General features: G+C 56.6%; 14 protein-coding genes and 1 pseudogene. 7 read left to right on the top strand and 8 right to left on the bottom strand.

Going from position 1 to position 13,939, the window contains the following annotated elements; all coding sequences use genetic code 11:
• Positions 1-2: 2 nt before the first annotated feature.
• Positions 3-1,346, top strand: coding sequence for an NCS2 family permease (locus AC2CGP_RS05925; RefSeq protein WP_032708742.1), 1,344 nt, complete (start codon positions 3-5; stop codon positions 1,344-1,346).
• Here AC2CGP_RS05925 and AC2CGP_RS05930 read toward each other — a convergent pair.
• Positions 1,336-2,235 carry a LysR family transcriptional regulator gene (locus tag AC2CGP_RS05930; protein WP_015365754.1) on the bottom strand — a complete coding sequence of 300 codons (900 nt, stop codon included), beginning with the start codon at positions 2,233-2,235 and terminating at the stop codon, positions 1,336-1,338. The two genes, AC2CGP_RS05925 and AC2CGP_RS05930, sit on opposite strands and share 11 nt — an antisense overlap.
• Positions 2,236-2,418: 183 nt before the next feature.
• Here AC2CGP_RS05930 and AC2CGP_RS05935 point away from each other — a divergent pair, with 183 nt between their 5' ends.
• Positions 2,419-2,736, top strand: coding sequence for an RcnB family protein (locus AC2CGP_RS05935; protein WP_042893809.1), 318 nt, complete (start codon positions 2,419-2,421; stop codon positions 2,734-2,736).
• On the top strand, positions 2,729-3,181 hold the full coding sequence (locus AC2CGP_RS05940; protein ID WP_448065557.1) for a GNAT family N-acetyltransferase: 453 nt from the start codon (positions 2,729-2,731) through the stop codon (positions 3,179-3,181). Before AC2CGP_RS05935 ends, AC2CGP_RS05940 begins: the two co-directional genes overlap by 8 nt.
• Here the strand turns inward: AC2CGP_RS05940 and apbC are convergent.
• On the bottom strand, positions 3,178-4,287 hold the full coding sequence (gene apbC / locus AC2CGP_RS05945; protein WP_015365751.1) for an iron-sulfur cluster carrier protein ApbC: 1,110 nt from the start codon (positions 4,285-4,287) through the stop codon (positions 3,178-3,180). The genes AC2CGP_RS05940 and apbC overlap by 4 nt on opposite strands.
• Positions 4,288-4,438: 151 nt before the next feature.
• On the opposite strand from apbC, the gene metG reads away from it, so the two are divergent.
• Together metG and AC2CGP_RS05955 are read left to right on the top strand one after the other, a co-directional pair.
• Complete coding sequence (gene metG, locus AC2CGP_RS05950; RefSeq protein WP_015706086.1) at positions 4,439-6,472, top strand: methionine--tRNA ligase; 2,034 nt, start codon at positions 4,439-4,441, stop codon at positions 6,470-6,472.
• Positions 6,473-6,610: 138 nt separating this feature from the next.
• On the top strand, positions 6,611-7,075 hold the full coding sequence (locus AC2CGP_RS05955; protein WP_015365748.1) for a YehR family lipoprotein: 465 nt from the start codon (positions 6,611-6,613) through the stop codon (positions 7,073-7,075).
• A gap of 43 nt (positions 7,076-7,118) precedes the next feature.
• Here the strand turns inward: AC2CGP_RS05955 and AC2CGP_RS05960 are convergent, their stop codons facing one another.
• From AC2CGP_RS05960 to AC2CGP_RS05970, 3 genes are read right to left on the bottom strand one after another with little or no spacing between them, the layout of a single operon-like run.
• Positions 7,119-7,586, bottom strand: a complete 468-nt coding sequence (locus tag AC2CGP_RS05960) for a YehS family protein (RefSeq protein WP_020078305.1) — start codon at positions 7,584-7,586, stop codon at positions 7,119-7,121.
• A 53-nt stretch (positions 7,587-7,639) separates the two neighbouring features.
• Positions 7,640-8,359 carry a two-component system response regulator BtsR gene (gene btsR, locus AC2CGP_RS05965; protein WP_015365746.1) on the bottom strand — a complete coding sequence of 240 codons (720 nt, stop codon included), beginning with the start codon at positions 8,357-8,359 and terminating at the stop codon, positions 7,640-7,642.
• Positions 8,353-10,041, bottom strand: a complete 1,689-nt coding sequence (locus tag AC2CGP_RS05970; protein ID WP_015365745.1) for a sensor histidine kinase — start codon at positions 10,039-10,041, stop codon at positions 8,353-8,355. The genes btsR and AC2CGP_RS05970 overlap by 7 nt, the downstream gene beginning before the upstream one ends.
• Positions 10,042-10,240: 199 nt before the next feature.
• Here AC2CGP_RS05970 and AC2CGP_RS05975 point away from each other — a divergent pair, with 199 nt between their 5' ends.
• On the top strand, positions 10,241-10,972 hold the full coding sequence (locus AC2CGP_RS05975; protein WP_015365744.1) for a MerR family transcriptional regulator: 732 nt from the start codon (positions 10,241-10,243) through the stop codon (positions 10,970-10,972).
• Between the two features lie 59 nt (positions 10,973-11,031).
• Complete coding sequence (locus AC2CGP_RS05980; RefSeq protein WP_015365743.1) at positions 11,032-11,145, top strand: protein YohO; 114 nt, start codon at positions 11,032-11,034, stop codon at positions 11,143-11,145.
• Here the strand turns inward: AC2CGP_RS05980 and AC2CGP_RS05985 are convergent.
• The 3 genes and pseudogenes from AC2CGP_RS05985 to AC2CGP_RS05995 all read right to left on the bottom strand — a co-directional run bounded on the left by AC2CGP_RS05985 (position 11,120) and on the right by AC2CGP_RS05995 (position 13,939).
• Positions 11,120-11,857: an ABC transporter permease gene (locus AC2CGP_RS05985; RefSeq protein ID WP_484502297.1), complete on the bottom strand. Its 738-nt coding sequence runs from the start codon at positions 11,855-11,857 to the stop codon at positions 11,120-11,122. The genes AC2CGP_RS05980 and AC2CGP_RS05985 overlap by 26 nt on opposite strands.
• Positions 11,844-12,789, bottom strand: a pseudogene (locus AC2CGP_RS05990) (ABC transporter ATP-binding protein); the annotation flags it as partial. The gene AC2CGP_RS05985 and the pseudogene AC2CGP_RS05990, both read right to left, overlap by 14 nt.
• A complete protein-coding gene (locus tag AC2CGP_RS05995; protein WP_045359635.1) occupies positions 12,782-13,939 on the bottom strand; it encodes an ABC transporter permease in 1,158 nt (385 codons plus the stop codon). The gene AC2CGP_RS05995 and the pseudogene AC2CGP_RS05990, both read right to left, overlap by 8 nt.

Raw genomic sequence — 13,939 nt, forward strand, 5'->3', positions numbered from 1 at the left:
GCATGGCCGATAACACACTTCATACTTCTGCCCGTAGCCACTGGCTGGAGCGCCGCTTTGCGCTGCACTCACGGGGCGGTTCGCTACGCACCGAATGCCTGGCCGGGATCACCGGCTTTCTCGCCGCCGCCTATTTACTGGTGGTTATTCCAGGACTGCTGGCGATTGGCGGAATGGATAAAGGCGCCGCCACCACCGGCACCATCCTGGTCTTTGTCGCCGGTTCGTTATTAATGGCGTTTTATGCCAACCTGCCGTTTATCGTCGGTCCGGGCATTGGCGGCTCGGTACTGGTGGGGGTGACGCTGGCGGGCAGCGAAGGTATTGGCTGGCAGATAGGCCTCGGGATTGCCTGCTGGTCGGGGATCCTCTTCTTCCTGTTGACCCAATTCGGCCTGCGCGAAGTGGTCACCCGCTCGGTACCGCAGTCAATTAAGCTGGGACTCACGGCCTCGATCGGGTTATTCGTTGCGGTGCTCGGCTTTCGCAATGCCGGGCTGGTGCTGGCGAATGCCAAAACCAACGCCCTGATGCTCGGTGATTTTCTTGCCCCCGGCGCGCTGGTGGCGCTGTGCGGCCTGTTTCTGGCGATAGCGCTACAGGCGCGTAAAGTGCCAGGCGCGATATTGTGGGCCATTCTTTTCGCCACCCTGGTGGGTATTCCATTCGGCGTAACAAAGCTACCGGGCAGCTTTATTGATGTTCCTCACTCGCTGGCTCCGGTGTTCGGGCAAATCGATCTGTTGGGGGCATTAAATATCGCCTTCCTGCCATTCCTGTTCGTCTTTTTCGCGTCCGAGTTTTTCTCGACCATGGGTACGACGCTGGCGGTCGGCGGCGAGGCGGGCTTACTGGATGAAGAAGGCAACATGCCGCAGATTAATCGCCCGTTTATGGTCGATTCGATTGCCGCCGCGCTGGGCCCGTGGGTCGGTATTCCGGCGGCCACGGCGCTGATTGAATCATCCGCGGCAGCGGAAGCCGGCGGCAAGACCGGCCTCACCGCGCTGGCGGCGGCGGTGATGTTCCTGCTGATGTTGCTGTTTACGCCGGTGGCGCTCATGATCCCTAAAGAGGCCACCGCGCCGGCGTTAATTTTGATAGGCCTGAACATGTTTAGCGGCCTGCGCAAAGTCGATCTGGGGAACTTTACCGACGGACTGCCGGTGTTAATGATGGTGATGATTACGCTAATCGCCAACAGCTTCGGCACCGGTATTGCCGGTGGGCTGCTGTTTTATATTGTCATCAAAGCGATCGCCGGTAAGTGGCGTGAAATTCCGATTGGCCTGTGGGTGCTGGCGATCCCGCTAATCTATTACTTCGCGACCTTAGTTAAGCACTAAGCGCTTCACAATGTGATTTCACCTCTTGATATAACAAACGCACCGCGGCAGAGAGCTGTTTGCGGTGCGGACAAATCATGTTCAGCGGCGTTAAATCGCCCTGAAAGTCCGGCAGCAACCGCACCAGACGCCCTTCCCGCAGGTCGTCGCTGACATCAAGAAACGATTTATAAGCGATCCCCTCCCCGGCTACCGCCAGCCGACGGATCACCTCCGCATCATCGCTCATAATCGCGCCGTTCATCTCCACGGTATGCACTTCATTACCTGAAATCAGCGGCCAGCGGTCAAAAGGGCGGCCGCGTAATACGTACAACAGCGCGCTGTGCCGGGATAACTCCTCCAGACTACTGATTTGACCGTGGCGGGCAACCCACTGCGGTGAAGCCACCAACACCCGACGGTTTTCCGGCGCGACGGGCAGCGAGATAAACGAAGCGTCTTCGTGGTAGCCGTAGCGAAAAGCGACATCCACCGGATCTTTAAACACGTCGGTCAGATGATCGGAAAAGTGCAGCCGCAGGCGCAGCGCCGGGTGACGTTCGCGAAAAGCGCAAAACACCTTGAGCAGCAGGTTACGTCCAAGATCGGATGGCACGGCGATTTGCAGCGTGCCGCGGACTTCATCCCCCGGCGCCTGAATTTTCTGTAGCCCGGCCTGAAGGGTATCAAGCATCTGGGTGGCGTAGGGCAGCCAGGTTTCGCCCTCCGGGGTCAGGCGCAGGCTACGGGTCGAACGGGCAAAAAGACGAATGTTGAGCGTCGTCTCCAGGCGTTTGATCGCCGCGCTGACCTGCGCTGGCTGCTGCCCCGCCTCCCGCGCCGCCTCGCTAAAACTGCCTAACGCCGCCGCGCGGACAAATAAGGTCAGATCTTCCAGCCTGAACATGCCAATTCTCCCCTGCTTCAGAATGCTCCCAAAATAGCGATTTACCGCCTAACAACGCAAGCGGGACAAGACTTCAGCCGTGTTTTGCTTACACTTTTTAAAAAACCAGTGCTTGCCATTTCAGCAGCGCTTCAGGAATGATACGAGGCTGCTATTTTGAGTCCAGGTAATATTGAGGAAAATATGCGTAAAACAAAAATGATGCTTCTGGGCGTACTTCTTGTCAGCGCCAGCGCAAGCTGGGCGGCGCCGGCCTCCGGGATTGAACAGTATGCGATGAAAGAATTCACCGCTGATTTTACCCAATTTCATATTGGCGATACCGTGCCGGCGATGTACCTCACTCCAGAGTACAACATCAAACAGTGGCAATTGCGTAACCTGCCCGCGCCGGATGCCGGCAGTCACTGGACCTATATGGGCGGCAACTACGTTCTGATCACCGACACCGAAGGCAAGATCCTGAAAGTGTATGACGGCGAGATCTTCTATCATCGCTAAGTCCTCGACGCAGGCGCAATTGCGCATTCGCCCCGGTCGCGCCAGCGACTACCCTCGCCTGCGTCAGCTGTTTCTTGACGTGCGTCTTGCCTCATGGACATGGCTTAACGGCGATCAATGGCGGCTGGAAGATTTTGATGCCGTGGTGCAAGACGAACAGCTATGGGTCGCCGAATGCGGCGATGTGCTGGCAGGATTCGCCTCGGTGTGGGTTATCGACAACTTCCTGCATAACCTGTTTGTGGATCCGCAGTGGCAGGGAAAAGGCGTCGGTAGCCTGCTGCTGGAACAGGTTCAGCGCTCATTCAAGCACAGTGGTACGCTGAAGTGTCTGTCGCGAAATGAAAACGCCCTGCGCTTCTACCAGCATCACGGCTGGAAACTCGAAGCACAGGGCGCGTCTCCTGACGGAGATTATTGGCTGATGCGTTACACCCAGCCTTAAACGGCGCGGAAGGCAATCTCGCTCGGGATAACCTCGCCCTGCCAGTACATCTGCGCCGCCACGCGTCCCGCCAGCTGGCGGTAGATATCGGTAAACTCGCTTTCCGGACGCGCAATAACCGTCGGCGTACCTTTATCCAGATCTTCACGCAGCGTGATATGCAATGGCAACTGGCCTAGCAACTGAGTGTGGTACTTCGCCGCCAGCTTCTCGGCGCCGCCAGTGCCAAAGATAGGTTCGTGGTGGCCACAGTTGCTGCAGATATGCATGCTCATGTTTTCCACGATGCCTACGACCGGCACTTCTACTTTCTCAAACATCACGATGCCTTTTTTGGCGTCGATCAGCGCGATGTCCTGCGGCGTCGTCACCACCACCGCGCCGGTTACCGGAATGTTCTGCGCCAGGGTCAGCTGGATGTCGCCCGTTCCCGGCGGCATATCCAGCACCAGGTAATCCAGATCCGGCCACAGCGTCTCCTGCAGCATCTGCATCAGCGCCTTGCTGGCCATCGGGCCGCGCCACACCATGGCGTTGTCATCGGTCACCAGATATCCGATGGAGTTCGTCGCCAGGCCATACTTCATAATCGGCGCCATATGGGTGCCATCCGGTGATGTCGGGCGGCTGTCTTCCGCGCCAAGCATGGTCGGAATCGACGGACCATAGATGTCGGCATCAAGGATACCCACTTTGGCCCCTTCCGCCGCCAGCGCCAGCGCGAGGTTGACGGCGGTAGAGGATTTGCCCACCCCGCCTTTACCGGAACTGACGGCGATGATGTTTTTCACGCCATTAATACCCGGCTGGTTTTTCACCCGCTTCAGGGTGGCGATACTGTGAGAGAGCTTCCAGTCGATGGCTTTCGCGCCGGTGATACGCAGCAGCTCGGCGCTGCATTGCTCCTTCAACGCCTCAAACGCGCGGGTCCAGACGAACGGCATTTGGATCTCGATATGCACGGTATCGTCAAGCCAGGCGACATGGTGCAGCGCCTTTAGCGTGGTGAGGTTATGTTTCAGGGTTGGGTGCTGGAAATTAGCCAGAGTCCCGGCGACCATCGCACGTAGACGTTCGGGGGATTTGGCCTGGGATTGCGAACTCATCCCGACTCCTTTGTTATTGTGAGTTGATTCTTGTCCGTTAAGTTTACCTGAAAGGGAATAATTCCCCCACAATAAGCTTTGGGCTTACCAAATTATTGCCTTTCAGGTAACATCAAAAGCCCTTTTTACAACAGAAGATGTAATGCCCACTATGACTCAAGTCGCGAAAAAAATTCTGGTAACGTGCGCGCTGCCGTACGCCAACGGCTCTATCCACCTCGGCCACATGCTGGAGCACATCCAGGCTGATGTCTGGGTCCGTTACCAGCGAATGCGCGGCCACGAAGTCAACTTCATCTGCGCCGACGACGCTCACGGCACCCCGATTATGCTGAAAGCCCAGCAGCTTGGCATCACCCCGGAGCAGATGATTGGCGAAATGAGTCAGGAGCATCAGACCGATTTTGCCGGTTTCGATATCAGCTACGACAACTATCACTCGACGCACAGCGACGAGAACCGCGAGCTGTCGGAGCTTATCTATACCCGTCTGAAAGAAAACGGTTTTATTAAAAACCGCACTATCTCTCAGCTCTACGATCCGGAAAAGGGCATGTTCCTGCCGGACCGTTTCGTCAAAGGTACCTGTCCGAAGTGTAAATCCCCGGACCAGTACGGCGATAACTGCGAAGTCTGCGGCGCCACCTACAGCCCAACTGAGCTCATCGATCCGAAGTCCGTGGTTTCCGGCGCGACGCCGGTGATGCGTGAATCCGAGCACTTCTTCTTCGACCTGCCGTCCTTTAGCGAAATGCTGCAGGCGTGGACCCGCAGCGGCGCGCTGCAGGAGCAGGTGGCGAACAAAATGCAGGAGTGGTTCGAATCCGGCCTGCAACAGTGGGATATTTCCCGTGACGCGCCGTACTTTGGCTTTGAAATTCCCAACGCGCCGGGCAAATACTTCTACGTCTGGCTGGATGCGCCGATCGGTTACATGGGTTCCTTTAAGAATCTGTGCGACAAACGCGGCGACACCACCAGCTTCGATGAATACTGGAAGAAAGATTCCAGTGCCGAGCTGTATCACTTCATCGGTAAAGATATCGTGTACTTCCACAGCCTGTTCTGGCCGGCCATGCTGGAAGGCAGCAATTTCCGTAAGCCGACCAACCTGTTCGTTCACGGCTATGTCACGGTAAACGGCGCCAAGATGTCCAAATCACGCGGTACCTTTATCAAGGCCAGCACCTGGCTGAACCATTTCGACGCCGACAGCCTGCGCTACTACTACACCGCTAAGCTCTCTTCGCGCATTGATGATATCGACCTGAACCTGGAAGACTTTATCCAGCGCGTTAACGCCGATATCGTTAACAAAGTGGTGAACCTGGCTTCGCGTAACGCCGGCTTTATCAATAAGCGCTTCGACGGGATGCTCTCCGCCGAACTGGCTGACCCGGCGCTGTATAAAACCTTCACCGATGCGGCTGCCGCTATCGGCGAAGCGTGGGAAAGCCGCGAGTTCGGTAAAGCCATCCGCGAAATTATGGCGCTGGCCGACGTCGCTAACCGCTATGTTGACGAGCAGGCGCCGTGGGTGGTGGCAAAACAGGAAGGCCGCGACGCCGATCTGCAGGCAATCTGCACCATGGGGCTGAACATGTTCCGCGTGCTGATGACCTGGCTGAAGCCGGTTCTGCCGGGGCTGAGCGCGCGCGCTGAAGCATTCCTCAACACCGAGCTGAGCTGGGACGCCATCCAGCAGCCGCTGCTGGCGCACAAGGTTAACGCCTTCAAAGCGCTGTACAACCGCATTGAGATGAAACAGGTCGAAGCGCTGGTGGAAGCCTCTAAAGAAGAAGTGAAAGCCGCCGCCGCGCCGGTGACTGGCCCGCTGGCCGATGATCCGATCCAGGAAACTATCGCCTTTGACGATTTCGCCAAGGTGGATATGCGTATCGCGCTGATTGAAAACGCCGAGTTCGTCGACGGTTCCGATAAGCTGCTGCGCCTGACTCTCGATCTCGGCGGCGAGAAGCGCAACGTCTTCTCCGGCATCCGCTCCGCCTACCCGGACCCGCAGGCGCTCATTGGCCGCCTGACAGTGATGGTCGCCAACCTGGCGCCGCGTAAAATGCGCTTCGGCATCTCCGAAGGGATGGTGATGGCCGCCGGCCCTGGCGGGAAAGATATCTTCCTGTTAAGCCCTGACAGCGGCGCACAGCCGGGTCAGCAGGTTAAATAACCTCCGTAAAAGCGCTGCTCCGGCAGCGCTTTTTTATTCCCTTCACGCCTTCTGTTGCGACAACGCGCAATAGCCATAATAATCATTACTGTCTGCTCCTCTCTGGACGCGCAATACCACTCAACATAGGGAATCGTGATGAAATTTAACCGCAAGATGGCTGGCGTGCTGGCCGTATCTGTTCTGCTGGCGGCCCTCGCCGGCTGCGATAATAAAAAAGAAGAGAGTAAAACCTTTGCGCTGAATACCAACGGCGTCGAACTCAGCTTTACCTACCACTATGACGGCGACAAAGTATTGCGTCAGGATGCCGACAACACCATTCCCTATAAATCGATCGGCGCCGAAAATAAAGAACAGGCGCGGGCCATTATTGAGCCGATTAGCAGCGTGTATCGTAATCTACAGGGCGTAGAACAGACCATCGACTATAAAGATTCCTATGCGCTTGAGCATCTGACCGTGGATTTTAGCAAAGCGAAAATCAGCGAGCTGTGCAAACTGCCGGGCTCGATGTTCACCGACTGCTCACAACAGTTTGTTTCACTATCTGTGTCAACTAAATTGCTGGAATCGCAGGGTTTTAAAGAGGTGAAGAAGTAAAGAGGTGCAGGGCCCGGGCGCAGGCCCGGGTCAAGTCAGGCGCTTAGCCTTTGGCGTGCTCGCGTTCGGTAAGACCGCGCAGGAAATAGCGCAAAAACTGATCGCCGCATTCGCGGTAGTTTTTGTGGTCCGGCGCGCGCATCATGGCGGTGATTTCCGGCATCGACACACGGAATTTTTGCTGAGTCAGGATTGCCAGAATGTCGTCGGTCTTCAATGAGAAGGCGATACGCAATTTTTTCAGTACGATATTGTTATTCACCCGGCGCTCGACCGCCAGCGGCGGCGCCGACTCATCTTTACCACGCTTGTCGTAAATCAGACCGTTGAGGAAATTCGACAGCACGACATCCGGGCAGCGCGCAAACCCTTCTTCCTCTTCTTTTTTCAGCCAGGGTACCAGTTGTTCCGCACTCACCGGCGCATCCGCCAGCGCAAAGATGCGTACCAGACCGTTATTATTCGTTTTCAGGGTGTAGCGCAGGCTACGTAAAATATCGTTACTGATCATAATGCCTTCATGATGAAAAATGCTGGCGCTAAGTCTACCATGATTCCGCGTTTTTACAGCCCAATCGCCTCCTTCAGGCTTTTCAGATAGCGGCGGCTGACCGGCACCGTTTGCCCGGCGCGCATTAACAATTCCGCCTGCCCATTCTCCTCAAGGCGGATCTCCTTCAAATGCGCCATGTTAACGAGATATTGACGGTGGCAGCGCAACAGCGGCGTACGGCTTTCCAGCGTACGCAAAGTCAGTTCGGTAAACCCTTCTTTGCCTTCGCTATCGGTGACGTAAATCCCGCTCATCCGGCTACTCACAAAAGCCACATCTTCCATCTGCAGCAACCAGATGCGGCTGTGACCGGTGCAGGGAATGTACTTCAGCGCCTGCCGGGCATCATCCAACAGGGATACATCCTGCAGGCTGCGCTCCTGGCGCAGGCGGCTCAGGGTTTTCTCCAGCCGGGCGTTTTCGATCGGCTTGAGCAGATAATCAAAGGCGTGCTCTTCAAAGGCCTTCACCGCATATTCATCGAAGGCGGTTAAAAAGACGATATAGGGGCGATGCTCTGGATCGAGCATACCAACCATCTCCAACCCACTGATGCGCGGCATTTGAATGTCCAGAAACAACACGTCGGGACGCAGCTTATGCACCGCGCCAATCGCCTCGACGGCGTTGCCGCATTCGCCGACGATATCAATATCGCTTTGCGCCTCCAGCAGAATGCGCAGATTTTCCCGCGCCAGCGGCTCATCATCGACGATTAAAACTTTTAGCATGCATTCTCCTCCAGAGGCAGTCGCAGCGTAATGCGGGTAAAATGTTCCGCTTCGCAAGCGACGCTAATTCCGCAGTCGGCGCCGAAGCGCGTACGCAGTCTTCTGTCCACCAGGCTCATTCCGAGCCCGCTGGCATTAGGGTTATCCCGATACAGACCGGCGTTATCTTCCACATCCAGCTGTAACCAACGCTCATGCTGACTGGCGCGAATGGTAATTTCGCCTACGCCAAGATGCTGAGAAGTGCCGTGCTTGATCGCGTTTTCGACTATCGGCTGTAACGTAAACGCCGGTAGCTGCAGATGTTCAAGCGATGCAGGAACCTGCATACGTATCTGTAAATTATCCTGGAATCGCGCCTTCTCAATTTGCAGATAGGCATTCACATGTTCAATTTCGTCCGCCAGAGTGACGATCTCCGTTGGTCGCTTCAGATTTTTGCGAAAGAAGGTTGATAGATACTGCACCAGTTGTCCGGCCTGATCGCTATCGCGGCGAATCACTGCCTTCAGCGTGTTCAGGGCGTTGAACAAAAAGTGCGGGTTGACCTGAGCATGTAGCAGCTTAATTTCCGACTGGGTCAGTAACGCCTTCTGCCGTTCATACTGACCGGCAAGGATCTGCGCCGACAGTAGCTGGGCGATCCCCTCCCCCAGCGTACGGTTAATCGAGCTGAACAAGCGGTTTTTCGCTTCATATAGCTTAATGGTGCCAATAACCCGTTGATTCTCGCCGCGTAACGGGATCACCAGCGTCGAGCCCAGTTTACAGCCAGGATGAATTGAACAGCGGTACGGCACTTCGTTGCCGTCGGCATAAACCACTTCGCCGGTATCAATCGCCCTTTGCGTATAGGATGATGAGATCGGCTTACCTGGTAGATGGTGGTCATCGCCGATGCCGGTAAACGCCAGCAGCCGCTCGCGGTCGGTAATGGCTACAGCGCCGATATCCAGTTCCTGAATCAGCACCTGAGCCACCTTCATACTATTCTCTTCGTTGAATCCCTGACGCAGGATCCCCTCGGTAGAGGCCGCCACTTTCAGCGCGGTGGCGGAAAAAGCCGACGTGTATTTTTCAAACATCGCCCGCTTATCCAGCAGGATACGCATAAATAGCGCGGCGCCGACGGTATTGGTAACCATCATCGGCGCGGCAATACTCTGTACCAGGTGCAGCGCATCCTGAAAGGGTCGCGCAATGAGCAGGATTATCAGCATCTGTACCAGTTCAGCGAAAAAGGTAATCGCCCCGGCGGTAAGCGGGCTGAACACTTTATCCGGGCGGCCGCGCCTGATTAGAATGCTGTGCACCAGACCACCGAGCAGCCCTTCGACAATGGTCGACACCATACAGCTTAACGCCGTCATTCCGCCCAGCGAATAACGATGCAAGCCCCCGGTCAGGCCCACCAGGCCGCCGACCACCGGGCCGCCGAGCAGGCCGCCCATCACTGCGCCAATAGCGCGGGTATTTGCAATAGAATCTTCGATATGCAGACCGAAATAGGTCCCCATAATGCAAAAAATTGAGAAGGTGACATAGCACAGTAACTTATGCGGCAAACGCACGGTGACCTGCATCAGGGGAATGAACAGCCGCGTTTTACTCATCAGCCAGGCGATGACCAGAAACACGCACATCTGCTGGAGCAGCAGCAATACCAGATCGAACTCGTACATACCCGCAAACCACACAACCTTTGAAAGCGCGTAACATACACTGACCGCCGATAACTTTCTTTGAAGCGATACAAGAAAATGATAAATCATGGTGACGATCACACTTCCCATCGTCTCATTAGCGCCAGAAAGCGCAAAAAATGAACAATTGATAAACCCCTTCTACAGTTAAATCAGGAGAACACGGCGGGAGGGGAAAATGGCGCTGTATACGATAGGCGAAGTGGCTCAGCTTTGTGATATCAATCCCGTGACGCTGCGAGCCTGGCAGCGACGTTATGAACTTATTAAACCGCAGCGCACCGATGGCGGTCATCGATTATTCAATGACAATGAAATTGAGCGTATTCGCGAAATTAAGCGCTGGATTGATGCCGGCGTACAGGTCAGCAAGGTAAAAAACCTGCTACCTGACCGCGAAGAGGATGCTGAAGACGGCTGGCGCGAACAGCAGGAGATATTGCTCGGTTTTCTACAGGAAGGTCATTACCAACGCTTGCGCCTATGGCTAAAAGAGCGCAGCCACAGCTATTCCGCGCAAACGCTGGTCCATTACCTGATTAATCCGCTCCGCCACCGCCTGTTAAGCCCGCAGCCAACGCTACTGGCGCTGCGCAGCCTGCTCGACGGCATCTTGATCAATCATATCGCCCAATGTCTCGCCCATGCCTGGAAACGCCCCGGCCATCACGCGGTGGTGGTTGGCTGGAATACCGATGACACCACCCGACTGTGGCTGGAGGGCTGGAAAGCCTGCGAGCAAGGTTGGCGGGTCGACGTTGTCGCACATTCCCTGAACCAGATCCGTCCGCAACTGTTTCCCGACAGCACCCTACTGGTGTGGTGCCCCACACCGCCAGGTAGTCCACAGGCAGCACAGCTTCGCGATTGGGAACAGCGGGAAAACCTGATCTGGCTAAATAGCAATTAATGTTTCGTTAACACCAGCGCTTCACCGTATAATCCCTCCGTTAACAAAAGGAGCCTATCATGAAGCCTGCGAAAATCGCGGTCATTACCCTCTTCTTATGCATGGCCATCGGCGGGATCGGCGGCGTGATGCTAGCGGGTTACTCGTTTATTGTTCGCGGTGGTGTCGGCTGACCCACTGGTTTAGCCGTTCGAAAAAGCGATCGATGATGATCGCCGCCAGCGCTACCAGCAGCGCCCCCTGCAGCACGTAAGCGGTATTAAAGCCGCTGAGGCCGATAATAATTGGCGTGCCGAGCGTGTTGGCGCCCACCGTTGAGGCAATGGTTGCCGTACCAATATTGACGATGACCGAAGTGCGGATCCCGGCCAGCATGACCGGGGCCGCCAGCGGCAGCTCCACTTTGCACAACCGCTGCCAGCCGCTCATCCCCATCCCCTCGGCAATGTTCCATACCCCAGGCGATATCGAACTTAATCCAGCCAACGTCCCCTGCAGCACGGGCAATATTCCGTACAGCGCCAGCGCGATAAGCGCCGGTTGCCAGCCGAAGCCCATCACCGGTACCGCAATCGCCAGTACCGCCACCGGCGGAAATGTCTGTCCCATGGCGGCAATGGTCTCCACCAGTGGACGAAACTCTCGTCCGGCGGGCCGGGTGACGATAACCCCGGCCCCGATACCGATAACCGTTGCGACAAGGCTTGATAACGCCACCAGCCAAAAATGCGCCAGCGTCAGCGCCAGAAAACTCTCCTGCTGATAAACCGGGCGCGGCAGTTCCGGAAATAGCCAGCTAAACAGCGGCGCGCTATGGGGCAACACCAGCAGCAGCGCGATAAACAGCGCCACCAACCACAGCAGCGGATCGCGAAGCGCCTTCACGCCCCACCTCCATCACGTAACAAATCAGCAAAGTGCAACGTACCGCACGCTTCGCCCTGTTCATCAACCACCGGCAAAACGTCGCGACGGTGAGCGACAAACTGCGACAATGCCTCGCGCAACGTCATTGAGACGTTTAGCGCATCGCCCGCCAGCCGCTCATCCCGGCGTAAATAATCCCCGACGCCGCGTAGCGAGAGCAGCCGAACCCCTAGTTCACTGCGGCCAAAGAAGGTTTCGACAAAGGCGTTCTTTGGCTCCAGCAACATCTGTAACGGCTCTCCCTGCTGCACCACTTCGCCGCCGTCCATCAGCACCAGATGATCCGCCAGGCGTAGCGCTTCATCGATATCATGGGTGACGAGCACAATCGTGCGCCCAAACAGACGATGAATGCGCAACATCTCCTGCTGCAGCGCTTCGCGGGTCACCGGATCCAGCGCGCCGAACGGCTCATCCATTAACAGCACCTCCGGGTTGGCCGCCAGCGCCCGCGCCACGCCGACGCGCTGCTGCTGGCCCCCGGAAAGCTGATGTGGGTAGCGATCGCGTAGTAGAGGCTCCAGGCCTAATAACGCCATCAATTCATCAACCCGCTCGGTAATTTTTGCGCGCGGCCACTTTTGCAACTGCGGCACGGTGGCGATATTTTGCGCCACCGTCCAGTGTGGAAACAGGCCAATTGACTGAATGGCGTACCCCATACGGCGGCGCAGCGCCAGCAATGGCTGTCGACGGATATCCTCGCCGGCGAAGCGTATCACTCCGCTATCCTGTTCCACCAGTTGGTTAATCATCTTCAGGGTGGTTGATTTTCCGGAGCCGGAAGTACCAATCAGCACCGAAAACGCCCCCTCGCGCAGATGCAGGTTGAGATCTTTCACCGCGGGTTGCCCGGCAAAGGCTTTATTCACCCCGTCGAACTCAATCATGCGTTTCTCCTTTTAGTAACGCGCTCCACAGTGCAAACACGGCATCCACGACTACCGCCAACGCAATCGTCGGAATGACGCCCAGCAGCACCAAATCCAGCGCGCTGCTGAGGAGCCCCTGAAACACCAAAGCGCCGAAGCCGCCCGCGCCTATCAACGCCGCTACCACCGCCATACCGACAGTCTGTACGCTGACCACCCGCAGGCTGCGCAACAGGACCGGCAGCGCCAACGGTAACTGAACCTGGCGAAAACGCTGGGAGCCGTTCATTCCCATTGCGGTTGCGCTTTCCAGCGCCTCGCGTGGTACCTGTTGCAGCCCGGTCACCACCCCGCGTACCAGCGGCAATAACGCATATAGCACCAGTGCGATTAGCGCCGGCGCCAGGCCGGTTCCGGAAATGCCAATTTTGCCCAGTAGCGGAAAATGGCGCGTCAACCCGGCCAACGGCGCGATCAACAAACCGAAGAGCGCCACCGAAGGAATAGTTTGAATCACATTAAGGAAGGTAAATACTGGCGCCTGCCAGTGCGGTCGCCGCCAGAGGGCGAAGCCTATCGATAGACCCAATAATAATCCGGGCAGCAACGTCCCGAACAACAACCACAGGTGCTGACGCAGCGCGTCATTAAAGACATCCTCACGGTTAGCATATTCTTTCAGCAAAGAGAGTTGATCGAGCGACCCATGCCACAGCAGCAGGCACGGTAGCAGCCAAAGCTGCGCATTCAGCAGCCAACGCCATAAAGCGTGCGGAGTCAGGCGGCGGATAGTATCGCTGGCGAGTAGCAGACATAGCGCCAGCGAAAGCCATAATCCGCTTCCGGGAGAGGTACGCGCCAGCGGGGAGCCCTGTTGCACCAGCTGTAGCGCGATGTCTCCGGCGCCCCACATTAGTAGTGGCAGGAGCAAATCGGCAATAAGCAGGCTACCGAGCAGCGCCAGACGGCCTGGGATCCAGCACAATAACAACAGCAGCAGCGCGCCCGCCAGCTGCGCCGCCGCCAGCCACGGCATCTGCGTCCATAGCCAGCGCGCTTCACCGGAAAGCAGACGATTAGGGGCATAAGTGACGAATGGCAGCGCCGTCACGGCCAACAGCAGTAGCGTGAGCAGCAGCGCCACGCGGTTATAACAACGAATAGTCAC

It is taken from the genome of Klebsiella sp. SYXHC3 (genome assembly GCF_057196925.1).

Excerpts from the sequence above, each read along its gene's own strand:
- AC2CGP_RS05925 (WP_032708742.1), top strand. The coding sequence starts at position 3 with ATGGCCGATAACACACTTCATACTTCTGCCCGTAGCCACTGGCTGGAG.
- AC2CGP_RS05930 (WP_015365754.1), bottom strand. The coding sequence starts at position 2,235 with ATGTTCAGGCTGGAAGATCTGACCTTATTTGTCCGCGCGGCGGCGTTA.
- AC2CGP_RS05935 (WP_042893809.1), top strand. The coding sequence starts at position 2,419 with ATGCGTAAAACAAAAATGATGCTTCTGGGCGTACTTCTTGTCAGCGCC.
- apbC (WP_015365751.1), bottom strand. The coding sequence starts at position 4,287 with ATGAGTTCGCAATCCCAGGCCAAATCCCCCGAACGTCTACGTGCGATG.
- metG (WP_015706086.1), top strand. The coding sequence starts at position 4,439 with ATGACTCAAGTCGCGAAAAAAATTCTGGTAACGTGCGCGCTGCCGTAC.
- AC2CGP_RS05955 (WP_015365748.1), top strand. The coding sequence starts at position 6,611 with ATGAAATTTAACCGCAAGATGGCTGGCGTGCTGGCCGTATCTGTTCTG.
- AC2CGP_RS05960 (WP_020078305.1), bottom strand. The coding sequence starts at position 7,586 with ATGATCAGTAACGATATTTTACGTAGCCTGCGCTACACCCTGAAAACG.
- btsR (WP_015365746.1), bottom strand. The coding sequence starts at position 8,359 with ATGCTAAAAGTTTTAATCGTCGATGATGAGCCGCTGGCGCGGGAAAAT.
- AC2CGP_RS05970 (WP_015365745.1), bottom strand. The coding sequence starts at position 10,041 with ATGTACGAGTTCGATCTGGTATTGCTGCTGCTCCAGCAGATGTGCGTG.
- AC2CGP_RS05975 (WP_015365744.1), top strand. The coding sequence starts at position 10,241 with ATGGCGCTGTATACGATAGGCGAAGTGGCTCAGCTTTGTGATATCAAT.
- AC2CGP_RS05980 (WP_015365743.1), top strand. The coding sequence starts at position 11,032 with ATGAAGCCTGCGAAAATCGCGGTCATTACCCTCTTCTTATGCATGGCC.